The organism is Streptomyces similanensis (assembly GCF_039543625.1).
GTDB lineage: Bacteria > Actinomycetota > Actinomycetes > Streptomycetales > Streptomycetaceae > Streptomyces > Streptomyces similanensis.
Genome location: NZ_BAABKC010000115.1, coordinates 58,679 through 82,824, shown reverse-complemented (window position 1 = coordinate 82,824; position 24,146 = coordinate 58,679). Strand labels below are relative to the sequence as shown.

The 24,146-nt window shown below is 73.5% G+C and carries 24 protein-coding genes and 1 pseudogene; 10 read left to right on the top strand and 15 right to left on the bottom strand.

All coding sequences use genetic code 11. The annotated features are described in order from the left end of the window. Positions 1-3: 3 nt before the first annotated feature. From ABEB07_RS33135 to ABEB07_RS33125, 3 genes are read left to right on the top strand one after another with little or no spacing between them, the layout of a single operon-like run. On the top strand, positions 4-363 hold the full coding sequence (locus tag ABEB07_RS33135; protein WP_345671729.1) for a hypothetical protein: 360 nt from the start codon (positions 4-6) through the stop codon (positions 361-363). 12 nt (positions 364-375) lie between these two features. Continuing rightward, positions 376-2,106 carry a sodium/solute symporter gene (locus tag ABEB07_RS33130; RefSeq protein ID WP_345671728.1) on the top strand — a complete coding sequence of 577 codons (1,731 nt, stop codon included), beginning with the start codon at positions 376-378 and terminating at the stop codon, positions 2,104-2,106. Next, the gene (locus tag ABEB07_RS33125; protein ID WP_345671727.1) at positions 2,103-3,317 is read left to right on the top strand and encodes a sensor histidine kinase; all 1,215 of its coding nucleotides are present in this window, start codon (positions 2,103-2,105) and stop codon (positions 3,315-3,317) included. Before ABEB07_RS33130 ends, ABEB07_RS33125 begins: the two co-directional genes overlap by 4 nt. A 6-nt stretch (positions 3,318-3,323) precedes the next feature. On the opposite strand, the gene ABEB07_RS33120 is transcribed toward ABEB07_RS33125, so the two are convergent. The 5 genes from ABEB07_RS33120 to ABEB07_RS33100 form a co-directional block, all read right to left on the bottom strand. Then, positions 3,324-3,494, bottom strand: coding sequence for a hypothetical protein (locus ABEB07_RS33120; RefSeq protein WP_176148088.1), 171 nt, complete (start codon positions 3,492-3,494; stop codon positions 3,324-3,326). A gap of 94 nt (positions 3,495-3,588) precedes the next feature. After that, positions 3,589-4,539 (bottom strand): cytochrome c oxidase assembly protein, encoded by a 951-nt coding sequence (locus tag ABEB07_RS33115; protein WP_164587373.1) that lies wholly within the window; start codon positions 4,537-4,539, stop codon positions 3,589-3,591. 293 nt (positions 4,540-4,832) lie between these two features. Continuing rightward, complete coding sequence (locus ABEB07_RS33110) at positions 4,833-5,858, bottom strand: 6-phosphofructokinase (protein WP_345671726.1); 1,026 nt, start codon at positions 5,856-5,858, stop codon at positions 4,833-4,835. Positions 5,859-6,127: 269 nt separating this feature from the next. Beyond that, entirely contained in the window at positions 6,128-6,856 is a 729-nt protein-coding gene (locus ABEB07_RS33105) for a type 1 glutamine amidotransferase (RefSeq protein ID WP_164587375.1), read from the bottom strand. Between the two features lie 20 nt (positions 6,857-6,876). After that, positions 6,877-8,115, bottom strand: a complete 1,239-nt coding sequence (locus tag ABEB07_RS33100; RefSeq protein ID WP_164587376.1) for a MurT ligase domain-containing protein — start codon at positions 8,113-8,115, stop codon at positions 6,877-6,879. 158 nt (positions 8,116-8,273) lie between these two features. On the opposite strand from ABEB07_RS33100, the gene def reads away from it, so the two are divergent. After that, complete coding sequence (gene def, locus ABEB07_RS33095; RefSeq protein ID WP_176148086.1) at positions 8,274-8,819, top strand: peptide deformylase; 546 nt, start codon at positions 8,274-8,276, stop codon at positions 8,817-8,819. A 77-nt stretch (positions 8,820-8,896) separates the two neighbouring features. Here def and ABEB07_RS33090 read toward each other — a convergent pair whose 3' ends face one another. Continuing rightward, positions 8,897-9,541, bottom strand: a complete 645-nt coding sequence (locus ABEB07_RS33090) for a TetR family transcriptional regulator (RefSeq protein ID WP_176148085.1) — start codon at positions 9,539-9,541, stop codon at positions 8,897-8,899. A gap of 169 nt (positions 9,542-9,710) precedes the next feature. Here ABEB07_RS33090 and ABEB07_RS33085 point away from each other — a divergent pair, with 169 nt between their 5' ends. Beyond that, positions 9,711-10,937, top strand: a complete 1,227-nt coding sequence (locus ABEB07_RS33085) for an acyl-CoA dehydrogenase family protein (protein ID WP_176148084.1) — start codon at positions 9,711-9,713, stop codon at positions 10,935-10,937. 111 nt (positions 10,938-11,048) lie between these two features. Here ABEB07_RS33085 and ABEB07_RS33080 read toward each other — a convergent pair whose 3' ends face one another. The 8 genes and pseudogenes from ABEB07_RS33080 to ABEB07_RS33045 all read right to left on the bottom strand — a co-directional run bounded on the left by ABEB07_RS33080 (position 11,049) and on the right by ABEB07_RS33045 (position 19,377). Next, positions 11,049-11,615, bottom strand: a complete 567-nt coding sequence (locus ABEB07_RS33080; RefSeq protein WP_176148083.1) for a cupin domain-containing protein — start codon at positions 11,613-11,615, stop codon at positions 11,049-11,051. Between the two features lie 7 nt (positions 11,616-11,622). Beyond that, the gene (locus ABEB07_RS33075; protein WP_176151863.1) at positions 11,623-12,810 is read right to left on the bottom strand and encodes a cytochrome P450; all 1,188 of its coding nucleotides are present in this window, start codon (positions 12,808-12,810) and stop codon (positions 11,623-11,625) included. 83 nt (positions 12,811-12,893) lie between these two features. Next, positions 12,894-13,961 (bottom strand): annotated as a pseudogene (locus ABEB07_RS33070) (type III polyketide synthase); the annotation flags it as partial. 445 nt (positions 13,962-14,406) lie between these two features. Then, complete coding sequence (locus ABEB07_RS33065; RefSeq protein WP_345671725.1) at positions 14,407-14,643, bottom strand: DUF6213 family protein; 237 nt, start codon at positions 14,641-14,643, stop codon at positions 14,407-14,409. Positions 14,644-14,668: 25 nt separating this feature from the next. After that, a complete protein-coding gene (locus ABEB07_RS33060) occupies positions 14,669-16,054 on the bottom strand; it encodes an NADP-dependent succinic semialdehyde dehydrogenase (protein ID WP_345671724.1) in 1,386 nt (461 codons plus the stop codon). 76 nt (positions 16,055-16,130) lie between these two features. After that, positions 16,131-16,679 (bottom strand): NUDIX domain-containing protein, encoded by a 549-nt coding sequence (locus tag ABEB07_RS33055; RefSeq protein ID WP_345671723.1) that lies wholly within the window; start codon positions 16,677-16,679, stop codon positions 16,131-16,133. Then, positions 16,676-18,214: an ATP-dependent DNA ligase gene (locus ABEB07_RS33050; RefSeq protein ID WP_345671722.1), complete on the bottom strand. Its 1,539-nt coding sequence runs from the start codon at positions 18,212-18,214 to the stop codon at positions 16,676-16,678. Before ABEB07_RS33050 ends, ABEB07_RS33055 begins: the two co-directional genes overlap by 4 nt. Before the next feature lie 167 nt (positions 18,215-18,381). Then, the gene (locus ABEB07_RS33045; protein ID WP_345671721.1) at positions 18,382-19,377 is read right to left on the bottom strand and encodes an NAD(P)/FAD-dependent oxidoreductase; all 996 of its coding nucleotides are present in this window, start codon (positions 19,375-19,377) and stop codon (positions 18,382-18,384) included. A gap of 78 nt (positions 19,378-19,455) precedes the next feature. Here ABEB07_RS33045 and ABEB07_RS33040 point away from each other — a divergent pair, with 78 nt between their 5' ends. The 5 genes from ABEB07_RS33040 (at position 19,456) to ABEB07_RS33020 (ending at position 23,767) form a co-directional block, all read left to right on the top strand. Further along, on the top strand, positions 19,456-20,043 hold the full coding sequence (locus ABEB07_RS33040; RefSeq protein WP_164585318.1) for a helix-turn-helix domain-containing protein: 588 nt from the start codon (positions 19,456-19,458) through the stop codon (positions 20,041-20,043). Between the two features lie 120 nt (positions 20,044-20,163). Continuing rightward, on the top strand, positions 20,164-21,141 hold the full coding sequence (locus ABEB07_RS33035; RefSeq protein ID WP_345671720.1) for an NADPH:quinone oxidoreductase family protein: 978 nt from the start codon (positions 20,164-20,166) through the stop codon (positions 21,139-21,141). After that, positions 21,138-22,328 (top strand): acyl-CoA dehydrogenase family protein, encoded by a 1,191-nt coding sequence (locus ABEB07_RS33030; RefSeq protein ID WP_345671718.1) that lies wholly within the window; start codon positions 21,138-21,140, stop codon positions 22,326-22,328. Before ABEB07_RS33035 ends, ABEB07_RS33030 begins: the two co-directional genes overlap by 4 nt. Beyond that, on the top strand, positions 22,325-23,398 hold the full coding sequence (locus ABEB07_RS33025) for an acyl-CoA dehydrogenase family protein (protein WP_345671717.1): 1,074 nt from the start codon (positions 22,325-22,327) through the stop codon (positions 23,396-23,398). The genes ABEB07_RS33030 and ABEB07_RS33025 overlap by 4 nt, the downstream gene beginning before the upstream one ends. 174 nt (positions 23,399-23,572) lie before the next feature. Then, positions 23,573-23,767 (top strand): hypothetical protein, encoded by a 195-nt coding sequence (locus tag ABEB07_RS33020; RefSeq protein WP_164584161.1) that lies wholly within the window; start codon positions 23,573-23,575, stop codon positions 23,765-23,767. Positions 23,768-23,795: 28 nt separating this feature from the next. Here the strand turns inward: ABEB07_RS33020 and ABEB07_RS33015 are convergent, their stop codons facing one another. Next, complete coding sequence (locus tag ABEB07_RS33015; RefSeq protein WP_164584160.1) at positions 23,796-24,143, bottom strand: VOC family protein; 348 nt, start codon at positions 24,141-24,143, stop codon at positions 23,796-23,798. Between the last annotated feature and the right edge of the window lie 3 nt (positions 24,144-24,146).

Below are 24,146 nucleotides of genomic sequence, written 5' to 3'. Positions count from 1 at the left end.
GCCATGCCGCAGGACGCCACCGAACGCCGGGTCGTCGTCACCGGACCGCCCCGCCGCGCCCGCCGGGCCCCGAGCCCCTACCGGCCGCGCACCGAGATCGACGAGCAGACCACCCTCGGCCACACCTACGTCCGCTCCCTCATGCGCAGCCAACTGCGCACCGCCCTCGCGGCGTTCGCGGTCCTCGTCCTGCTGGTGGGCCCGCTGCCGCTGGTCTTCGCCGCCGCCCCGGAGGCCCGCCGCCTGAAGTGGGCGGTCCTCGGCTTCTGCCTCTACGCCCCCCTCGTCCTGCTCGCCCGCTGGTACGTGCGCCGCGCCGAACGCAACGAACGCGACTTCGTCCGGCTCGTCGAGGACCGCTGAGGCCGCCCGCACGTGAACTCCGCCTACACCGTCCCCGCGCTCGCCCTCGTCGTCGTCGCCACCGTCCTGGTCGGCGCCTTCGGCCTGCGCGTCTCCCGCACCACCTCCGACTTCTACGTCGCCTCCCGCACCGTGGGACCGCGCCTGAACGCCGCCGCCATCAGCGGCGAGTACCTCTCCGCCGCCTCCTTCCTCGGCATCGCCGGACTGGTCCTCGTCCAGGGCCCCGACATGCTCTGGTACCCGGTCGGCTACACCGCCGGCCACCTCGTCCTGCTGCTGTTCGTCGCCGCCCCGCTGCGCCGCTCCGGCGCCTACACGCTGCCCGACTTCGCCGAGGCCCGGCTCGCCTCCCAGGGCGTGCGCCGGCTCGCGGGCGGCTTCGTCGTCGGCGTCGGCTGGCTCTACCTGCTGCCCCAGCTCCAGGGCGCGGGCCTGACCCTGGCCGTGCTCACCGGGGCGCCCGACGCGCTCGGCGGGATCGTCGTCGCCGTCGTCGTGGTCGCCACCGTCGCCGCCGGCGGCATGCGCAGCATCACCTTCGTGCAGGCCTTCCAGTACTGGCTGAAACTGACCGCCCTGCTGGTCCCCGTGCTCTTCCTCGCCCTGGCCTGGCAGGGCGACGGCGCACCCCGCCGCGCCTTCGCCGAACCGGCCGCCTTCCGCGAACAGCGCACCGTCCGCGTCGACGCCACCCTCGACCTGCGGCTCGACAGCCCGCTCACCGTCACCGTCAGCGGCGCCGTCGACGGCCGCGCCCTGCACGGCCGGCCCGTCACCCTGCCCGCCGGCCCCCACCGCGTCGCACGCGGCACCCGCCTGACCTTCGCCGCCGGCACCGCCGTCCCCGAGGCCGACCGCCGCGGCACCGGCGGCATGTCCGCCTCCCTCGCCACCGGCCGCGAGGAACGCCCGCTGTACGCCACCTACGGACTCATCCTCGCCACCTTCCTCGGCACCATGGGCCTGCCGCACGTCGTCGTCCGCTTCTACACCAGCCCGCACGGCGTCGCCGCCCGCCGCACCACCGTCGCCGTCCTCGGCCTGCTCGGCGCCTTCTACCTGCTGCCGCCCCTCTACGGCGCCCTCGGCCGGCTCTACGCCCCCGAGCTGACCCTCACCGGCAACGCCGACGCCGCCGTCCTGCTGCTGCCCGACCGGGTGCTCGGCGGCCTCGGCGGCGACCTGCTGGGCGCGCTCGTCGCCGGCGGCGCCTTCGCCGCGTTCCTGTCCACCGCCTCCGGCCTCACCATGGCGGTGGCCGGCGTGCTCACCCAGGACGTGCTGCCCTCGCGCGGCCACCTGCCCGCACGCGGCGTACGGCACTTCCGGCTGGGCACCGCGCTCGCGATGGCCGTTCCGCTGGCCGGGAGCGCCCTGGTCGGCTCGCTGCCCGTCGCCGACGCGGTCGGCCTCGCCTTCGCCGTCTCCGCCTCCTCCTTCTGCCCGCTGCTCGTCCTCGGCATCTGGTGGCGCCGGCTCACCCCGCCCGGCGCCGCCGCCGGCATGCTCGTGGGCGGCGGCGCCGCGTTCGCCGCCGTCACCGCGACGATGGCGGGCCTCGCCGGCGGCGGGCCGCTGCACGCGCTGCTCGCCTGGCCCGCCCTGTGGTCGGTGCCGCTCGGCTTCCTCACCATGGTGCTGGTCTCCCTCGCCACCCCCGGCAAGGTGCCCGCGGGAACGGAGGCCGTCCTGGCCCGCTTCCACCTGCCCGAGGAACTCGGCGCGGAGGCCGGGGCATGAGCGGCTTCCTCGCCGGACTGTGCGTGGCCGTCCTGCCGCTGCTGGCCACCGGGTTCTGGCTCGGGCGGCGCACCGCCCGCCCGCCCGGCCTCGACGGCCTGGGCACCCCCGTCGAGCACGCCACCTTCCGCACCCTGCACACCGCCTCCCTGGCCGCGCCCCCGCTGCGCGCCGGACTCACCGAGGAGACCGCCCGCAGGTCGGCCCGCCGACTGCGCTCCCTGCTCGGCACCGACGCGCTGTGCCTCACCGACGACCGGCGGGTCCTGGCCTGGGACGGCGTCGGCGCCCACCACCGCGACGCGATCATGGAACGGCTGGCCGGCCCGCTGGACACCGGCCGCGGCGAGGCGTTCCGCATCGACTGCGGCATCCCCGGCTGCCCGGTGCGCTGGGCGGTCGTCGCCCCGCTCACCGTGGACGACCGCGTGCACGGCGCCCTGGTCGCCTGCGCGCCGGGCGAGTCCGCCGTCCTGGTCCGCGCCGCCGCCGAGGTCGCCCGCTTCGTCTCCGTCCAGCTGGAACTGGCCGACCTCGACCGCTCCCGCACCCGGCTGATCGAGGCCGAGATCAAGGCCCTGCGCGCCCAGATCTCCCCGCACTTCGTCTTCAACTCGCTCGCGGTGATCGCCTCGTTCGTGCGCACCGACCCCGAGCGCGCCCGCGAGCTGCTGCTGGAGTTCGCCGACTTCACCCGCTACTCGTTCCGCCGGCACGGCGACTTCACCACGCTCGCCGACGAACTCCACGCCATCGAGCACTACCTCTCGCTGGTGCGGGCCCGCTTCGGCGACCGCCTCGCGGTGACGCTCCAGATCGCCCCCGAGGTCCTGCCGGTCGCCCTGCCCTTCCTGTGCCTGCAACCGCTGGTGGAGAACGCCGTCAAACACGGCCTGGAGGGCAAGACCGGCACCTGCCGCATCCGCATCACCGCACGCGACGCGGGCGCCGAGGCGCTGGTCGTCATCGAGGACGACGGCGCCGGCATGGACCCGCGGCTGCTGCGCCGCATCCTGGCCGGCGAGGAGAGCCCCTCCGGCGGCATCGGCCTGTCCAACGTCGACGACCGGCTGCGCCAGGTGTACGGCGACGACCACGGTCTCGTCCTGGAGACCGCGCCCGGCGCCGGAATGCGGATCACCGTCCGGCTGCCCAAGTACCAGCCCGGCGTGCACTCGGCCGGGCGGCTCGGGAACCTCACCGGCGACTGAGCCGCCTCACGTCCCGTGGGTGACCACCATGCCCAGCGTCACCAGGCCCAGCACGACCCACCCGAACCACAGCCACCCGTTGGCGCCCATCGCCACCGAGTAGGCCGACACCACCACCAGCGCGCCCACGGTGAGCACTCCCATGGCTCTCGTGGAACCGTCCGTCGAACCGGGCATCACGACACCCCTCCTCACGTCCGCTTCCCCACCATGGTGCCCCCGTTTCACCCTCCGGGCGCCGGGAGTGCGGCAAGCGGAACGCGCCGGGAGGTCAGTTCCCGCGCGCGTTGAGCGAGGCCAGGTAGGCGTTGTAGGCCGCCAGCTCCTTGTCGCCGTCGCGGTCGGCGGCCCGGTCCTTGCGCTTGGCCTGCCGCTGCTCGGAGCGGTACCACTGGAACAGCAGCGCCAGCAGCACCAGCACCGAGGGCACCTCGCTGAACGCCCAGGCGATGCCGCCGGCCGCGCTCTGATCGGCCAGCGCGTCGATGCCGAGCGAGGCGGGCGGGTTCTCGAAGGTCTTCACCATGGGGGTGGAGCCCATCATCAGCGCGATGCCGAAGAACGCGTGGAACGGCATCCCCGCGAACAGCTCCAGCATCCGCATCAGATAGCCAGGCCGGTGCGGGCCCGGGTCGACGCCCATGATCGGCCAGAAGAACGCCACGCCGACCGCGAGGAAGTGCACCATCATCGCGATGTGCCCCGCCCGCGACCCCATCAGGAAGTCGAACAGCGGGGTGAAGTAGAGCGCGTACAGGCTCGCCACGAACATCGGGATGGTGAACGCCGGGTGCGTGACGATCCGCATGTAGCGGCTGTGCAGCAGGGCCAGCAGCAGTTCGCGCGGCCCCTTGCGGCCCCGGCCCGCCACCGGCAGCGCCCGCAGCGCCAGGGTGACCGGCGCGCCCAGCAGGATCAGGATCGGCGACAGCATGCTGATCACCATGTGCTGCACCATGTGCACGCTGAACATGACCATGCCGTAGTCGTTCAGCCCGGTGCACATCACCAGCAGCACGGTCAGCACGCCGACGACGTACGCGATCGTCCGGCCCACCGGCCAGGAGTCGCCGCGCCGCCGCAGCCGCACCACGCCCCAGCCGTACAGGGCGAGCCCGAGCAGGCAGGCGACGAGGAAGAACGGATCCGTGGACCACTCCAAGCCGCGTCCCAGCGTGAACGGCGGCAGATCCATGGTCATGCCGTGCCCGCTGTGATCCATCCGCCGGCTCCTGATTCGTGGGGGTTGTGCTCTGTCTGTCCGGACCCAGACTAGAGCCGCCCCCGGCCGCGCTCGCGACCGGGGGCGGCTCATACCCGCACGTGTCCTAAGGGCCTGTCCGGCGGATCACGTCGCAGACGCGGGGCTTGCCACGCCCATCTGCGGCGTTGTCGTCGGTTGCCGACGCTCCGCGTCGACGCCCTCCTCCGCCTTGCACATGGACGCACCAAGCCCCGCTCGCCCGGTCGATCCGGGACCGTCGCTCACCTGCGACATGATCCGCCGGACAGGCCCTACAGCACGCACTCCGCCTCGGCGTACCGGTCGGCGGGCACCGTCTTGAGGGTCTCCACGGCCTCGGCCAGCGACACCATCACGACGTCGGTGCCGCGCAGCGCGGTCATCCGGCCGAACTCCCCGCGGTGCACGGCCTCCACCGCGTGCCAGCCGAACCGGGTCGCCAGCACCCTGTCGTACGCCGTCGGGGTGCCGCCGCGCTGGACGTGCCCCAGGATGACCGGCCGGGCCTCCTTGCCCAGGCGCTCCTCCAGCTCGACCGAGAGCTGCCGGGCGATGCCCGCGAACCGCTCGTGGCCGTAGACGTCCTTGCCGCCCTCGTCGAAGTCCATGGTGCCGGGCAGCGGCTTGGCGCCCTCCGCCGCGACGACGATCGCGAACCGCTTGCCGGCCGCGAACCGCTCGCCGACCTTCTTCGCCAGCTCCTCGATGTCGAAGGGGCGCTCGGGCACGACCACGGCGTGCGCGCCGGCCGCCATGCCGGACTGGAGCGCGATCCAGCCGGTGTGCCGGCCCATGACCTCCACGATCAGCACCCGCTGGTGCGACTCGGCGGTGGTCTTCAGCCGGTCCAGCGCCTCGGTGGCGACGGTCACGGCGGTGTCGAAGCCGAAGGTGACGTCGGTGACGGCGATGTCGTTGTCGATGGTCTTCGGCACGCCCACGATGGGCAGGCCGTTGTCCGACAGCAGCCGGGCCGCCTTCAGGGTGCCCTCACCGCCGATCGGGATGATCGCGTCGAGGCCCAGCTCCCGCACATGCCCCCGGGCCCGCTCCACCCCGTCGCGCAGGTGCTCGGGACGGACCCGGGAGGAGCCGAGGATGGTGCCGCCGCGGGCCAGGATGCCGCCGACGGCGTCGAGGTCGAGCTTGAGGTAGTCGCACTCCAGGAGGCCCTTCCAGCCGTCCCGGAAGCCGATGACCTCGTCGCCGTGGTCGGCGACCGCACGGTGCACGACGGACCGGATGACGGCGTTCAGGCCGGGGCAGTCGCCGCCGGACGTGAGGACACCAATGCGCATAGCCCGAACAACCTTCTCCACATGGGCACGGGACCGGACCGCGCTGTCCGGCTCGATCCCCGCCACCCTAACGGCAGCAGGGGGGCCGCCCTAAGGGTGCGTCCGCCTGCTGGACGGGGCCGCTCACCTGTGCGGAAGGCCCGTCAGACGGGCTGGTCGCCGCGTGCTGACGGGCCGGTGAACACGCGGGCGCGGCCCGGGGCGGCGGCGGTGGAGAAGAACCGTTTCGGGCCGCTTCCCGCCGCGCGGACCGCCGCCGGGCCGGGCGCCTAGGCGGGCTGCTGCGCCGCCGCGATGCGCTCGCCGCGCAGCGCCTCGTACCAGTGGTCGTCGGTCGGCGGCAGCGCGTTGACGTCCAGCGCCAGCTTCAGCAGCAGATCGGCGATCTGCGGGTTGCGGGCGAGCACGGGGCCGTGCATGTACGTGCCGAAGACGGTGTCGTTGTACGCGCCCTCCGTGCCGTCGCCGGTGCCGTTGCCCCGGCCGACGCGGACCTGGGCGAACGGGCGGGCGGTGGGGCCGAGGTGGGTGACGCCCTGGTGGTTCTCGAACCCGGTCAGCGGCGGCAGCCCGAGCCGCGGGTCGATGTCGCCCAGCACGTCGCCGACGCACCGCTCGCCCTCACCGCGCACCGACACCACGTCGAGCAGGCCGAGACCCGGCTCGCGCTGGCCGAGGTCGTTGACGAACTCGTGGCCGAGGATCTGGTAGCCGGCGCAGACCGAGAACACGATCGCGCCGTTCTGCACGGCCTGGTACAGATGCCCGTCGCGGCGCAGCCGCTCCGCCGCCAGCCGCTGCGGCCGGTCCTCGCCGCCGCCGATCAGGTAGATGTCGCCGGAGGTCGGGATCGGCTGGTCGCTGCGCACGTCGAGCCGGGCCACGTCCAGGCCGCGCTGCCGGGCCCGGCGCTCCACGACGAGCGCGTTGCCCTGGTCGCCGTAGGTGCTGAGCAGGTCCGGATAGATCCACACCAGCCGCAGTTGGTTGTCGCTCATGAAGTGATCGTCCTTCGTGGTCAGTTGCCGACGCGGCGGCGCAGGTCCTGGAACGCGGTGTAGTTGGCGATGACCTCGATCCGGCCGGGCGGCGCCTGCTGCACCGCCTGGTCGACGCTCTCGCAGACCTGGAAGTGCTGGTTCGCGACCTCCAGGCGCACCGCGAGGTCCAGCTTGCGGTCGCCGATCACGAAGAGGGGGTGGCCGGTCAGCCGGGTGTAGTCGACGTCCCACAGCCACGAGGTGTCGGTGCCGTCCGCGCCGCGCGCGTTCACCGAGAGGATCACCGGGGTGGGCGGCGGGTCGATCAGCGAGAACGTCTCCAGCCAGCCGGCCGGGTTCTTCGCCAGCAGCAGCCGCAGGTCGCGGTTCATGAACTGCACGACGTCGTAGCGGCCGGCCACCGCCTGCACCTGGTACATCCGCTCCAGGGCGACCTGCGGCGGCACCCCGAAGACGGCGGCCACGGCCGCGGACGAGGCGGCGTTGGCCTTGTTGGCGCGGCCCGGCAGCTGGAGGTGGATCGGCCAGGCCGAGCCGTGCGGGTCCAGCACGTGGTCGCCGGAGAGCGCCCAGCTGGGCGTGGGCCGGCGGAAACCGCACTCGTTGCAGTACCAGTCGTCGCCCGGGCGCTGCATGACGCCGCCGCACGACGGGCACGACCAGGCGTCGTCCTTCCACATCTGCCCGGCCGCCACCCAGATGACGTTGGGGGAGGAGGACGCCGCCCACACGACCAGCGGGTCGTCGCAGTTGGCGACCACCACGGCCTTGGAGCCGGCCAGGCCCTCGCGCCAGTGCTCCGCGAGCATCCGGGTCTCGGCGGCCCGGTCCAGCTGGTCGCGGGAGAGGTTGAGCAGCGCGATGCACTTGGGGTCGGTGTCGCGGGCCACGCCCGCGAGGTACTTCTCGTCGACCTCTATGACCGCGAACTTCGCTTCCGAGCCGCCCGCCAGCGCCGAGGTGATGCCCGCCGGCATGTTCGCGCCGAGCGCGTTGGAGACCACCGGGCCGGCCGCCCGCAGCGCCTCGGCGATGAGCCGGGTCGTGGTCGTCTTGCCGTTGGTCGCCGACACCAGGACGACGTCCAGGTTCTGCGCGAGCCGGGCCAGCAGGTCGGGGTCGAGCTTGAGCGCCACCCGGCCCCCGATCACCGAACCGCTGCCGCGCCCCGCGGCGCGCGATGCCGCCGCGACCGCCTTGCCCGCGGTCACGGCCAGCTTGGCCCGCGGCGTGAGCGGGTCCGAGTTGCCTGCCATCAGTTCTCGATCCTCCTTGCGTACGCGCCGCGCCTGAGCCATCCGGCAACGTGGTGTGGACCTCAGCCTATCGAGATCCGCCGGTGCTCCTGAACCCCGGCACGGTCGCGGCGCCCGCGCGCCCTTCGCGCGTTCACCAGGACCGTACCCTTGCCGCCATGCGAAACGGCTCGATCCCGGGCGCCCGCGGGCGCGTACGGCCCCTCACCTGCCTCGGCGACGCGGCCCTGGCGGCGCCCTGCCGCGAGGTCACCGACTTCGGCCCCGAACTGGCCGCGCTCGTGGAGGACTTGTTCGCGACGATGTACGCCGCCCGGGGCGTCGGACTGGCCGCCAACCAGGTGGGCGCGGACCTGCGGGTGTTCGTCTACGACTGCCCGGACGACGAGGACGTACGGCATCTGGGGCACCTGGTGAACCCGCGGCTGGTGACCGCCGACGGACTGCTCTTCCGCGGTCCGGAGGGCTGTCTGTCGCTGCCGGGCATCGAGGCGGGCGTCGAGCGCCACGACCGCGCGGTCGTCGAGGGGTTCACGGCGGCCGGGGAGCCGGTCACGGTGGAGGGCACCGGGTTCTTCGCCAGGTGTCTGCAGCACGAGTGCGACCACCTGGACGGCCGCCTGTATGTGGACCATCTCACGGGCTGGCGGCGGCGCAGAGTGCTCGGGCGGGCGGCACGGGCGCCCTGGAATCGCGGCGGCTGAGTCCTCGCCGGCCTCGCCGTCCTCGCCGTCTTCGCCGCGGGGGCCGCGGCGCCGGGGCGGGGAGTCTGGACGGGGTCTCAGAACCCGGGGCCGCCGGCCCTGTCGCCGGCCGCCGCGAGGCGTCCCCACAGCAGGTCGGCGAGGCTGCGGACCAGTTCCGCGCGCGAGCAGGGGCGCTCGCCCAGCCACCAGTCGCCGGCCGCGTGCATCATGCCGACGATGCCGTGGCCCCAGACCCGGGCCAGCTGCTGGGTGCCCGGCCCGAGGTCGAGCCGCTCCTCGACGACCTGGGCCAGCTCCTCGCCCATCCGGCGCAGCAGCGGCGCGGAGTGCTTGCCGACGTCGAAGCCCTGGTCGCCGCCCTGGCCGCCCTCCGCCGGGTGCATCAGGAACCGGTACACCTGCGGGCGGGCCTCTATGGCCGCCAGATAGGTGTCCAGCGTCGACTCGACCCGCTCGCGCCGCTCGGCCGGCGCGTCCAGCGCGGCACGCAGCGAGTCGAGCAGGGCGTCGGTGTGCCGCTGGGCGAGGGCGGCGTACAGTCCGCCCTTGTCGCCGAAGTGGCGGTAGAGGATCGGCTTGGTGATGCCGGCCTCGGCGGCGATGGCGTTCATCGACGCCTGCGGGCCGTCGCGCAGCACCACCCGGTCGGCGGCCTCCAGCAGCTCGCGCCGTCGGCGGTCGGCGGACCGCTGCTGCTCGGTCCGCTGCGTGGTGTCCATGAGCTCTCCCCACCCGTGCTGATTCGGTGACGCCTGCGCAAACTAACACTGACCGGGGCGGCGGCATCGAACGGGCTGCCGAGGGTACCGGGCGACTTGACTTTTCCTACTGGTCGGTAACACAGTACGGTTACCGCAAGTAACACGCCTGTGCGCCGCTGGAGGGGACATGGCCGAGTTCACCATGGAGCTCAACGACGAACAGAAGGAGGTCCGGGACTGGCTGCACGGCTTCGCCGCCGACGTCATACGGCCCGCGGCCGCCGAATGGGACGAGCGTGAGGAGACTCCCTGGCCGGTCATCCAGGAGGCCGCCAAGGTCGGCATCTACTCCCTCGACTTCTACGCCCAGCAGTACTTCGACTCCACGGGCCTCGGCATCCCGATGGCCATGGAGGAGCTGTTCTGGGGCGACGCCGGCATCGCCCTGTCGATCGTCGGCACCGGCCTGGCCGCCGTCGGCGTCCTCGCCAACGGCACCGAGGAGCAGATCGGCACCTGGATCCCGCAGATGTACGGCGACGCCAGCGACGTGAAGGTCGCCGCCTTCTGCTCCTCCGAGCCCGACGCCGGCTCCGACGTGGCCTCCATGCGCACCCGCGCCGTCTACGACGAGGCCAAGGACGAGTGGGTGATCAACGGCACCAAGACCTGGGCGACCAACGGCGGCATCGCCAACGTCCACGTCGTCGTCGCCTCCGTCGACCCCGAGCTGGGCTCCAAGGGCCACGCCTCCTTCATCGTCCCGCCGAACACGCCGGGCTGCTCCCAGGGCCAGAAGTTCAAGAAGCACGGCATCCGCGCCTCGCACACCGCCGAGGTCATCCTCGACAACGTGCGCGTCCCCGGCTCCTGCCTGCTCGGCGGCAAGGAGAAGCTGGACGAGCGCCTCGCCCGCGCCCGCGAGAAGGCCAGGAAGGGCGGCGAGCGTGTGAAGAACGCCGCGATGGCCACTTTCGAGGCGTCCCGCCCGGCCGTCGGCGCCATGGCGGTCGGCACCGCCCGCGCCGCCTACGAGGTCGCCCTCGACTACGCCAAGACCCGCGAGCAGTTCGGCCGGCCGATCATCGACAACCAGGGCGTCGCCTTCCAGCTCGCCGACATGGCCACCTCCGTCGACGCGGCGCGCCTGATGGTGTGGCGGGCCTCCTGGATGGCGATCAACGGCAAGCGTTTCACCGCCGCCGAGGGCTCGATGTCCAAGCTGTTCGCCAGCGAGACCGCGAAGAAGGTGACCGCGCAGGCCATCCAGATCCTGGGCGGCAACGGCTACACCCGCGAGTACCCGGTGGAGCGGATGCACCGCGACGCGGCGATCTACACGATCTTCGAGGGCACCAGCGAGATCCAGCGGCTGGTGATCGCCCGCACCATCTCGGGCCAGCCGATCCGCTAGCCCGCGGCGGCGGCCCCGCCGGACCGGAGGGCGCGGCCGCGGCACGGCGCGCGCGTGCGCCCCGCCCGTCGTGACACGGGCGGGGCGCACGGCCGTGTCGCGGGCCGGCCGTCAGCGGTGTCGGAGCGGCGTCAGCTGCTCGATGTCGTACCGCTTGCGCAGCGCCTCGATCGCCTCCAGGTCGGGCGGCCCCCCGCTGCCCAGGATCTCCAGCAGCTCGTCGAAGTACCGCTCGTGGTCCGGCGGCGGGGACGCCTGGAAGAACATCTTCGCCGCCGTCTCCGTGGGGTTGGCGAACGCGTGCGGGCAGCCCGGGGGCACGACGATGACCGTGCCCGGCGTGGCCCGCACCACGCGCCGGCCGGAACTGGACTCCCACTTCTGCCAGTTGTCGGGAGTCCGGATCCTCGGCTCGAAGGCGAGCACGTCCAGCTCGCCCTCCAGCACGTAGAACAACTCCTCGCTGCGCGTGTGCACATGGGCGCCGACGTCGAAGCCCGGCGGCACCTCGACCTCGAAGGTGGAGGCTGTCCGCGAGTGCGAGCCGGTCACCTTGTACGTCACGCGCTGCGCGGCCGTCTCGACGACCCGGCCGTGCCCCGGTGGCACGAGCAGCCCGTCGGCGGCGGTGGCCGGGGGTACCTCGATCGCGGTGATCGGTGGCTCGATGGTCGTCATGGGCACCTCACCAGGTCACGGGCAGGGCCTCGGGCCCCCGGATCAGCGCGCCCTTCTTGAACGGCACCTGACCCGCGGCCACCGCGAGCCGCAGCCCCGGCAGCCGGTCCAGGAGGGCGTCGACCAGCAGCTCCGACTCCATCCTGGCCAGCTGACCGCCGGGACAGTAGTGCGGGCCGAAGCCGAAGGCCACGTGCGGGTTCGGGGAGCGCGTGAAGTCGATCTCCGCCGGGTCGGCGAAGACCTCGGGGTCGCGGTTGGCGGCCAGGTACGACACGTAGACCGCGTCGCCCGCCCGGATCCGCACCCCCTGGATCTCCACGTCCTCCAGCGCGATCCGGGACAGCCCGACCGCGTTGCGGTGCGGGATGTAGCGCAGCAGTTCGTCGATCGCCTGCGGGCGGATCGCCCGGTCCGCGCGGAGTCGGTCGGCCAGCTCGGGCCGGGTCAGCAGGATGTAGAGCATCTGCCCGCTGTTGTTGGTGACCGCCTCACCGCCGATCTGGAGCAGCACCGCGAGACCCACGGCCTCCTCCAGGGTGACCTCCCGGCGCCCCGTCGCCGCGCCGAGCAGCGAGGCGACGTCCTCCTCGGTGCTGTCGGCGCGCGCGTCGATCAGCTCCGTGAAGTAGGCGCCCATCTCCTGCTTGGCCCGCTCGCTGACGTCGGCGCCGTGCGCGGAGGACAGGATCAGCTGCGTCCAGGTGTGCATGGCATGCCGGTCGGCGGCGGGCACCCCCATCAGCTCGCAGATCACCGCGATCGGGAACGGGCTGAGCACCGCGCTGGTGAGATCGGCGGGCGGGCCGGCCGCGATGAGTTCGGTGACCATCTCGTCCAGCATCCGCCGGGAGCTCTCCCGCACCCGCTCGACCCCCCGCGCCGTGAAGGCGGGGGCGACCGAGCGGCGCAGCCGGTTGTGGTCGGGCGGGTCCAGGAAGCCGACCGCGTCCCGGCTCGGGATGAAGTGCGGCGCCAGCCGGGTGACCGGCCGGTCCATGACCGCCTCGCGGCTGAACCGGGGGTCGTTGGCGACCAGCCGCACATCCTCCATGCGGGTCAGCAGCCACGCCCAGCCCTCGCCGTTGGGCAGCTCGATCCGGGAGACCGGACCCTCCTCCATCAGCTCGGCCAGCACCGGGTCGAAGTCGACGCCGGCCAGGTCGCGGGCCGGCCAGTGCCGCACCGGCGGCATGGCCGTGCCGGCGGCCGGGCAGGCGGGCGCGGGCGGGCCGGCGGCCGGGGTCGTGCCGGTGCCCGGGGTGAGCACGCTCTCGCTCATGACCGGCCCCCGTTCTGCCAGCTGCCGAGGGACATCTCCGCGGTGATGCCGGGACCGAACCCGGCGAGCAGACCCCGCGCGCCGTCCTCCGGCGCGCCCTCGTCGAACAGCCGGCGCAGCGCGTCCAGCACGACGGCGCTGGCGATGTTGCCGTACTCGGTGAGCGTGGACCGGCTGAACCGGAACGCGTGCGGTTCGACCTTCAGGAACTTGCTGAGGTCGTCCAGGATGCGCGGGCCGCCCGCGTGGATGACGTAGAAGTCCATGTCGGACGCGTCCCACTCGTGCATCCCGGCCAGGTCCTGCAGGGCCGGGGCGAGCGGCTCCATCGTGGTGGGCACCCGCTTGTCCAGCAGGAAGTGGAAGCCCGTCTCCCGGACGTCGTACGCGATCCAGTCCTCGGTCTTGGGGATCAGGTACGAGCCGTTGCGCTCCAGCCGGACGCCGGTGCCGCCGGTGCCGCGCACCACGGCGGCGGCGATGCCGTCGCCGAACAGGCCGTTGGACAGGAGCGAGCCGACGCCGAGGTCGGTGGGCTGGTAGCACAGCGAGCAGAACTCGCAGGCCACGATGAGCGCGTTGGCGTCCGGGTAGGCCGTGCAGAAGTCGTGGGCCCGGTTGATCGCCGCGCCGCCCGCCGCACAGCCCAGCTGGGCTATGGGTATCTGACGCGTGGTCGAGTCGAACGCCATCTCGTTGATCAGCCACGCCGTCAGCGAGGGCATCATGAAGCCCGTGCACGAGACGTAGATGATCACGTCGATGTCGGTGGTGAGGAGTTCGGCGTCGTCGAGCGCCCGCTGGATGACCGCGGGGACGCGGGCCTTCGCCTCCCGCTCGTAGAGCTTGTTGCGCGCCTCGAAGCCCGGGTGCTTCAGGGTCTCCTCGATGGGCTGCACGATGTGCCGGGTGCGCACACCGGTGTTCTCGATCAGCCGGAGGGCCAGCGGGAGTTGCGGGTGGTCCGCGTGGTGGGAACGCGCAAGGTCGAGCGTCTCCTCCATCGTGATGACGTGCTCTGGAACGGACACCGAAGGTCTGCACAAAGTCGCCATGAGCCGTGCCTGCTTTCGCCTTCCGGAAGGCCGGTGGCCCCCCGGTCAGAGGGTGGTGCACCCAGAAGGGTGGTCCATCCACGATCGCCCGGGAGAGCGACGATCTCGCGCCGGACTACTCCAATCCGGCGACGCGGGGTGGGGCGCGGGGGCGGCCGGCGGTGCCGCGCGAGGGGGCGCGGAGCGGGCTCCGAGGGGAGAAGAACGCCTGGTCAAGGCCGTTCTCTCGGGAGCGCAGCCGACGGCGGCCGGCCGGCCCGTCCGCCTGATCGCCGATGCACGGCGAGCCGGGCCCCGCTCACCGTGATCACCCCGCCCGCACAGCCGAACGGCCGCCGACGGCCCTGGGGGGCGTCGGCGGCCGTCGTGCGGGGCGACCCGGGCTCCACCCCACCGGAGGTCTTCGCCGTGATCAAGCGTCCGCGCGTGTCAACCACGCTCGTGATCGACGCACCTACGGCGTCGTGCCGCTGCTGTGGGCGATGCAGGCCACGTCGATGCGGTCGGCGAGCTTGGCCAGTTCGATGGTGAGGGCGGCCACCGTGTCCTCGTTGAGGTCGTCCCGCCCGGACTCCACCAGGCGCAGCCACCGGCCGCCCACCGTCCGCAGCAGCTTGCTCACGTCGGCCGCGGCCACCTGCAGCGTACCGCGGTCGTCGACGATCAGAGGGAGAGTCACTTCGCGGTTCACAAAGGCGATCGTAGCCGCGGAAGGCTCACGCCCCGTGCCATACCGTGGTGATGTTGCAGAACTCGCGGATTCCGTGCCCGGACAGCTCACGCCCGTACCCCGAGCGCTTCACACCGCCGAACGGCAGCGCCGGATGCGAGGCGGTCATCCCGTTGACGTAGACGCCGCCCGCCTCCAGATCCCGCACGAACCGGTCGATCTCGTTCTCGTCGCGCGTCCACACGTTGGAACTCAGGCCGAACGGCGAGTCGTTGGCGATCAGCACCGCCTCGTCCAGGTCGGCCGCCCGGTACAGCGTGGCGACCGGACCGAAGGCCTCCTCGCGGTGGACGCGCATCTCGCGGGTGACGTCGGCCAGGACGGTCGGCGGGTAGTACCAGCCGGGCCCGTCGGGCCGTTCGCCACCGCACAGCACGCTCGCCCCGCCGCGCCGGGCGTCGTCGACCAGCTCCTCCAGGTCCGCCCGGCCCCGCTCGCTGGCGAGCGGACCCACCTCGGTCTCCTCCCGCATCGGATCGCCCACCTCCAGCACCCTCATCCCGGCCACGAACCGCTCGGCGAAGGCGTCGTAGACGTCCGTGTGCACGATGAACCGCTTGGCGGCGATGCACGACTGCCCGTTGTTCTGCACCCGCGCCGTCACCGCGACCTCGGCGGCCCGGTCGACGTCGGCCGACGGCATCACGACGAACGGGTCGCTGCCGCCCAGCTCCAGCACCGTCTTCTTGATCATCTCGCCGGCGGTGGCGGCCACCGCCCGCCCGGCCGGCTCGCTGCCGGTGAGCGTGGCCGCCCTGACCCGCTCGTCGCGCAGGACGTCGTCGACCGCGCCGGAGCCGATCAGCAGCGTCTGGAAACAGCCCTCGGTGAAGCCCGCCCGGTGGAACAGGTCCTCCAGGTACAGCGCGGTCTGCGGCACGTTGGAGGCGTGCTTGAGCAGCCCGACGTTGCCGGCCATCAGCGCGGGCGCCGCGAACCGCACCACCTGCCACAGCGGGAAGTTCCAGGGCATCACCGCGAGCACCGGGCCGAGCGGCCGGTAGCGGACCAGGGCCCGGGAGGCGCCGGAGTCCTTCACGTCGGACTCGGCCGGCTCCTCGTCGGCGAGCAGCTCCTCGGCGTGCTCGGCGTACCAGCGCATCGCCTTGGCGCACTTGGCGGCCTCGGCGCGGGCCTGCGCGATGGGCTTGCCCATCTCCGTGGTCATCACCCGGGCGATCTCCGCCTGGTCCTCGTCCAGCAGGTCGGCGGCCCGGTTCAGCAGGCGGGCCCGCTCGGCGAAGGACGTCGTCCGGTACGTACGGAAGGTGGCCTCGGCGAGCTGGAGCCGGCGCTCGATCTCCTCCTCGTCCATGGCCTCGTACGTCTTGAGCGTCTCGCCGTTGGCCGGGTTCACCGTGGCGATGGACATGACTGACCTCCCTGGGGGCGGGCTGTGCTTCGACCTTCGCGCGCCGTGGCGGCGACCGCAACGCGTGAGGCCCTCCTCAGCGCGAGTGCTCAGCCAACCGGTCCAGAAACGCGCCCTGCGCCTTGACGATCACCGCGCGCGCCCGGTCGAGGTCCAGCCACTGCACCCGGTCGATCTCCGGGAAGTCCGCGGTCCGCCCGGACCGCGGCGGCCATTCCATGGTGAACGTGCCGGGCGTGATCGTCGCCGGATCGAGGTCGCCCTCCACCGCCCAGGCGGTCACGGTCTTGCCGTTGGCCTGCCGGACCTCGCCCAGCGGCACCGCCTCGCCGTCCGGGGGCGGCAGCCCCAGCTCCTCCCGGAACTCGCGGCGGGCGGCCGTCCAGGCGGGCTCGTCAGGGGTGTACTCCCCTTTGGGCACCGTCCAGGCGCCCACGTCCCGCCGGGCCCACAGCGGGCCGCCCATGTGCGCGAGCAGCACCTCCAGGCCGTCGTCGCCGGTACGGCGGAACAGCAGCAGCCCGGCGCTGCGCCTGCCCCGCCGGCCGGGCGTGCCGTGGCGGTCGTGCGCGTCGTGCCGGTCGTCCTCCTCGCCCCGGTCGTGCGCGTCGTGCCGGTCCGTCACGGCCGTACCTCCGGGTGTGCCGCCAGCAGCGTCTCCACGGTGTCCGCCTCCTCGGGGCGCTTGTCCTCCCGGTAGCGCACCACCCTGGCGAAGCGCAGGGTGACGCCGGCCGGGTAGCGCGTGGAGCGCTGGAGGCCGTCGTAGGCGATCTCGACGACCAGCTCCGGACGCACGGTCACCCCCCAGCCCCGCTCCTCGACCGCCAGCTCCCGCAGCCGTTCGGTCTGCCAGGCCAGCATCGTGTCGGTCATGCCCTTGAACGTCTTGCCGAGCATCACGAAGCCGCCCTCGGCGGCGCGCGCGCCCAGGTGCAGGTTGGACAGCCTGCCGGTGCGGCGGCCGTGGCCCCACTCGGCGGCCAGGACCACGAGGTCCAGCGTGTGCACGGGCTTGACCTTCAGCCACGACGCGCCGCGCCGGCCCGCGCTGTAGGGGGCGTCCAGCGCCTTGACGACCACCCCCTCGTGGCCGCGTCCCAGGGTCTCGGCGAGGAAGTCCTCGGCCCGCCGCACCTCCTCGGGACCGGCGACCAGGGCCCGCCTGACCCGCATCGGCTCCGGCACCAGCCGGGCCAGTTCGGCGTGCCGCTCGGTGAACGGCAGGTCCAGCAGGTCGCGGTCGCCCACCGACAGCGCGTCGAAGAAGACGGGGGAGACCGGGACGGCCGCGGCGGCCGTGGCCACGTCCACCCGGGAGCCGACGCGCCCGGCGGTCTCCTGGAAGGAGCGCGGCCGGCCGTCCGCGCCGAAGGAGATCACCTCGCCGTCCAGGATGAACCGCTCGCCCGCCAGCTCCAGCGCCGCCGCCGTCACCTCGGGCAGCCGGTCGGTGATGTCGTCCAGGGTGCGGGTGTGCACCCGTACGGTGTCCCCGTCGCGGTGCACCTGGACGCGGATGCCGTCCAGCTTCTCCTCCACGGCGCACGCGCCCAGCTTGTCGACCGCCTCGGCCACCGAGGAGGCGCTGTGCGCGAGCATCGGCAGCACCGGGCGGCCCACGGTGAGCCGGAACCGCTCCAGGGCGGGCGGACCGTCCGCGAGCAGCGCCCGGGCCACCGGTTGCAGCGATCCGGCGAGCATCACCGCCCGGCGCACGTCCGCCGCCGGCGCCTCCGTCGCCAGGGCCAGCCCCTCCACGGCGACCGCGTCGAGCGCGCCCTGCCGCACCTCGCCGGTGAGCAGCCCCAGCAGGAACCGCTGTTCGTCCTCGGTGGCCGCGGACATCAACGCGCCCACCAGACGCGTGCGTTCCGCCTGCGAGCCGGGTCCGGTCACCTTGCCCAGCTCGCTGAGCAGGGCGTCCACCGCGGCCACGGTGAGGGAGGGCTCGGCGGCCGGCGCGCTGCGGCGTCCCAGCACCTTCCACCCCACGCCGAGCCGCCCCTGCGGCAGCCGTCCGGCCAGATACGGGATGACGATCGGCACGTCGTCCGCCGCCGCCTCCCGGAACAGCTCCGCGAGCAGGGCGGTCTTCCGGGACCGCGCCGAGGTGGCCGCGACCTCCCGGGACACCTGGGCCAGCCGGGCAAGCAACATGCAGTCATGGTGCACCGCGGGAGGGCGCCCCACACCTGCGCGCCCACGACGCGTGCACCCGCCCGTGCGGTGCGGGGCGGCCCGGCGGCGTGTGCGGCGCGGGTGGTCCCGGGCGGCCCGGCAACGTGTGCGGCGCGGGTGTCCTCGGGGCGCGCCACGCGTCGGCGCTACGCCCCGGCCGTCCCGCTCCGCGCCGCCACCGCCGCGTCGAGGTCGGCGAACAGCAGCTCGCCGTTGATCGCCGCGCCGGCCCGGTAGCCCCGGCTGGCCGCGTTGACCACCTGCTCGGCGAAGCCGCTCGCGTTGCCGGCCGCCCACAGCCCGGGAACGCTGGTCAGTCCGCGCTCGTCGGTCTCCGGGTACGCGCCGAACGGCGTCTCGCGCAGCTCGGCGCCCAGCCGCCGCAGGAGGTCGTTGCGCGGCACCGCGCGCGGCGCGACGAACAGCGCCTCACGGGCGTGCGCCGTCCCGTCCGCGAGCCGGACCCCGGTCAGCCGGTCGGCCTCGACCACGACCTCCGCCACCTTCCCGGGCACCACGGCGACCCCCGCGGCGGCCAGTCCGCGCAGCTCGTCGTCGCTCAGCTCCGCCTCGGCGACCTCGTGCAGGAACAGCGTCACGTCCTTGGACCACTGGGTCACCATCAGCGCCTGGTGCACGCTCAGCGCGCTCGTGGCCAGCACGCCGAAGCTCTGGTCGCGCACCTCCCAGCCGTGGCAGTACGGGCAGTGCAGCACGTCCCGGCCGAAGCGTTCGGCGAGCCCCGGCACACCGGGCAGCTCGTCCTTGAGCCCGGTCGCGACGACCAGGTGCCGGCCGTGCACCGCGCTCCCGCCCGCCAGGGTCACGTCGAACTCCCCGTCGGCGTCCCGTACGGCGTCCACCGCCCGGTCCCGGACCAGCTCGACCCCGTAGCGCGCGATCTCCTCGCGGCCCACGGCCAGCAGCTCGGCCGGCGGCATGCCGTCCCGGGACAGGAACCCCTGCAGATGCGCGGCGGGGGCGTTGCGCGGCTCGCCCGCGTCGACGACCAGGGTGCGGCGCCGGGCCCGGCCGAGGACCAGCGCGGCGGACAGCCCCGCCGCGCCGCCCCCGACGACGACCACTTCGTACGCGTCGGTCCCGATCCCGTGCTTCTCGGTCTTCTCGGTCTTCTCGTTCATGACGACCACCTCCGGGCACGACGGTCGCCGACATACTGCCGGATTGACAAACCTCTTTGCCGAACCTGCAATGTCCCCATGAGTACCGACGACGTACTGGCCGGTGTGGGACCGAGACTGCGGCGTCTGCGCAAGGAGCGCGACGTGACCCTGGCGGCCCTGTCGGAGACGACCGGCATCTCCGTCTCCACCCTCTCGCGGCTGGAGTCCGGCCTGCGCAAGCCCAGCCTGGAACTGCTGCTGCCGATCGCGCAGGCCCATCAGGTGCCGCTCGACGAACTGGTCGGCGCGCCGCCGGTGGACGACCCCCGGGTGCGGGCCAGGAAACCGATCGTGCGCGGCGGCCGCACCCACTGGCCGCTCACCCGCCAGCCCGGCGGCCTGCAGGCATACAAGGTGCTCGAACCGCGGCGCGAGCTGGAACCGGACCCGCGCACCCACGAGGGCTACGAGTGGCTGTACGTGCTCTCCGGCAGGCTGCGCCTGGTGCTGGGCGAGCACGACGTGGTGCTCGGGCCGGGCGAGGCGGCGGAGTTCGACACGCGCGTGCCGCACTGGTTCGGGTCGACGGGGGAGGGGCCGGTGGAGTTCCTGAGCCTGTTCGGGCCGCAGGGCGAGCGGATGCACGTACGGGCGCGGCCCAGTCGGCGCGCCGAGGACGACTGACCCGGACGCGCGCGGCCGGCCCGGCGATCCGACCGGCTCGTGGGTTCCCCGATCGGCAAGCGACCGCTTAGTATGCGGTCGAACCCGGTCCGACGAAACAGTCACCCGTGGAGGCGGCGCATGCAGGCATGGCGAGTGCACGAGAACGGCGAGCCGAGCGAGGTGATGCGGCTGGCGGAGACCGAGCGGCCCGTGCCCGGCGACGGTCAGGTCCTGCTGAGGGTCCGTGCCGCCAACGTCAACTTCCCCGACGCGCTGCTGTGCCGGGGCCAGTACCAGGTCCGGCCGCCGCTGCCGTTCACCCCGGGCGTGGAGATCTGCGGCGAGACCGAGGACGGCCGCCGGGTGATCGCCAACCCGGCGCTGCCGTACGGCGGTTTCGCCGAGTACGCGGTCGCCGACGCGGCCGCCCTGCTGCCCGCGCCCGAGGCCCTGGACGACGCCGAGGCGGCCGCCCTGCACATCGGATACCAGACGGGCTGGTTCGGGCTGCACCGCCGGGCGCACCTGGAGGCCGGCGAGACACTGCTCGTGCACGCGGCCGCGGGCGGCGTCGGCAGCGCCGCCGTCCAGCTGGGCAAGGCGGCCGGCGCCACCGTCATCGGCGTCGTCGGCGGCCCGGACAAGGCGGCCGTGGCCCGTGAGCTGGGCTGCGACGTCGTCGTCGACCGGCGTGCCGAGGACGTCGTCGCCGCCGTCAAGGAGGCCACCGGCGGCCGCGGCGCCGACGTGGTCTACGACCCGGTCGGCGGAGCGGCCTACACCCAGTCCGCCAAGACCGTCGCCTTCGAGGGCCGGATCGTGGTCGTGGGCTTCGCCAGCGGCGCCGTCCCCAGCCCGGCGCTCAACCACGCGCTGGTGAAGAACTACTCGATCCTCGGCCTGCACTGGGGCCTGTACAACACCAAGAACCCGAAGCTGGTCCAGCACTGCCACGAGCAGCTCACCGAACTGGCCGCCCGGGGCGCGATCAAGCCGCTGGTGAGCGAGCGGGTGCCGTTGGACGGCGCCGCGTCCGCCGTGCAGCGGGTCGCCGACGGTGTCACCACCGGCCGTGTCGCCGTGCTGCCCGCGCACCGCGACGGTGCCGCCGCATGACCAGCCGGCTCGACGAGCCCGAACTGCGCCGCCGCACCCAGGAGTTGCTGGCCGCCCACCCGCCCGCCACCACCGACCGGCTGACCTTCCTGGAAGCCCGCTTCGACGCCGGCCTCGCCTGGGTGCACTACCCGGAGGGCCTCGGCGGGCTCGGCGCGCCGCGCGCGCTGCAAGCCGTCGTGGACGCCGAACTGGAGGCGGCCGGCGCCCCCGACAACGACCCGCGCCGCATCGGCATCGGCCTGGGCATGGCCGCCCCGACCATCCTGCGCTACGGCGCCGAGGAGCAGCGGCGGCGCTTCCTGCGGCCCCTGTGGACCGGTCAGGAGGTGTGGTGCCAGCTGTTCAGCGAGCCCGGCGCCGGCTCCGACCTCGCCGCCCTGGGCACCCGCGCCGTCCGCGACGGCGAGGACTGGGTGGTCGACGGGCAGAAGGTGTGGACCTCCAGCGCCCATGTCGCCCGCTGGGCCATCCTCATCGCGCGCACCGACCCGGCCCTGCCCAAGCACCAGGGCATCACCTATTTCCTGTGCGACATGACCGATCCCGGCGTCGAGGTCCGGCCGCTGCGCCAGATCACCGGCGAGGCCGAGTTCAACGAGGTCTTCCTCACCGGCGTCCGCATCCCCGACGCCCACCGCCTCGGCGGTGTCGGCGAGGGCTGGAAGGTCGCGCAGACCACGCTGATGAACGAGCGCGTCTCCATCGGCGGCATGCGGCTGCCCCGCGAGGGCGGCATGATCGGCCCGCTGGCGAAGACCTGGCGCGAGCGCCCGGAACTGCGCACCCACGACCTGCACCAGCGGCTGCTGAAGCTGTGGGTGGAGGCCGAGGTCTCCCGGCTGACCGCCGAGCGCCTGCGCCAGCGACTCGCCGCCGGCCAGCCCGGATACGAGGGTTCCGGCATGAAGCTCGCCTTCGCCCGCCTCAACCAGGAGATCAGCGGCCTGGAGGTCGAACTGCGCGGCGAGGAGGGCCTGCTGTACGACGACTGGACGCTTCGCCGTCCCGAACTGGTCGACTTCACCGGCCGCGACGCCGGCTACCGCTACCTGCGCGCCAAGGGCAACAGCATCGAGGGCGGGACCAGCGAGATCCTGCTGAACATCGTCGCCGAACGCGTCCTGGGCCTGCCCGCCGAGCCGCGCACCGACAAGGACGTCGCCTGGAAGGACCTGGCCCGATGACCGACCTGCTCTACTCCGAGGAGGAGGAGGCGCTGCGCGCCGCGGTCCGCGACCTGCTCACGGACCACTGCGACGCGGCGGGCGTCATCGCCCGCACCGAGTCGGACGCCCCGCACGACGTCCCGCTGTGGAAGTCGCTCGCGCACGGCATGGGCCTGGCCGGTCTGCTGGTGCCCGAGGAACTGGGCGGCCAGGGCGCCACGCACCGCGAAGCCGCCGTCGTCCTGGAGGAGTTGGGACGCGCGGTCGCGCCCGTGCCCTACCTCACCAGCGCCGTCGTGGCCACCGAGGCGCTACTGGAGTGCGGCGCCGACGACCTGCTCGCCGACCTGGCGGCGGCCACCTCGATCGGCGCGCTCGCCGTCGGCCTGCACACCGCGCCGGGCGTCCGCTGCCCGGCCGCACGGCTGGAGAACGGCGCGCTGCACGGGGAACTGACCGCCGTGGCCGACGCGTCGATCGCCGACGTGCTGCTCGTGCCGGCCGACGACGGCGGGCTGTACGCCGTCGCGGCCTCCGCCGCGACCGTCACCGCACAGGTGTCCCTGGACCTGACGCGCCCGCTGGCCCGCGTGGTCCTCGACGGAGCGCCGGGCCGCCGCCTGGGCGAGGCCGCGCCCGCCGTGCGCCGGGCCCTGCGCGCCGGGGCCGCCCTGCTCGCCTCCGAGCAGTTCGGCCTCGCCGACTGGTCGCTGACCGAGACCGTGCGCCACCTCAAGGAGCGCAAGCAGTTCAACCGGCCGGTCGGCGGCTTCCAGGCCCTCAAGCACCGCCTCGCCCAGCTGTGGCTGGAGGTCGTCAACCTCCGCGCCGCCGCCCGCAACGCCGCCGACGCGCTCGCGCGCGGCGAGGACGCCGATGTGGCCGCCGCCGTCGCCCAGGCCTACGCCGCCCCGGTCGCCGTCCACGCCGCCGAGGAGGCGCTGCAACTGCACGGCGGCATCGGCATGACGTGGGAGCACCCGGTCCACCTGTATCTGAAGCGGGCCAAGGCCGACTCCCTCGCCTACGGCACGGCGGGCGCCCACCGGGAGGCGCTGGCCCGCCTGGTCGACCTCCAGGCGCCCTGACGCGGCCCCCGCCGAAGTCCCACGCCGCCAAGGGCGGCCGCCCGGGACGCGGGAGAGCCGGACCGGGCGCAGAACCACACGTTCGGCGGACGCGTCAGCCGCCCGGACAAACCCCCCGCTACGCCACACTTGCGGCCGAAAGCCGCGAAGTGGGCGCGGCGGAGGAGGCTGACGATGGCGATTTCCATCTCTGTGGTGCTGCTGCTCGCGATCCTGGCGATCATCTTCGTGCGCAACTGCGCGCTGAAGTTCTCGCACGCCCTGGTCTGCGGCATGCTCGGCTTCTTCCTGGCCGAATCCAGCATGGCGCCCACCATCCACGAGGGCCTGCTGGCCACCGCCCAGATCGTCAGCAGCCTGCACCCCTGACCCGCGCCCGCTGCGCGGGCCCCGGGCGTCAGCGGTGGCCGAGGACGTTGACCACGCGGCCGTTGGGGTCCCGGACGAAGAAGCGGCGCACGCCCCACTCCTCGTCGGTGAGCGGGTGCACGATCTCCGCCCCGCGCTCCCGCAGGGCCGCGTAGGCGGCGTCGACGTCGTCCACCTCGACGCTCAGGTCCGGCGCCACGGGGGCGGTCAGGTCCTCGCCCATGAAACTGATCTGCGCGGCCGGGTTCGCGGCCGGCGCGAGCGTCATGATCCAGCCGTGGTTCATGACCTCCTCGAACCCCAGCGTCCCGTAGAAGTCCGCGCTCTCCTCCAGTGCCTGCGAGCGGACGTTGGGTACGACACGGCGGACATGCATCGG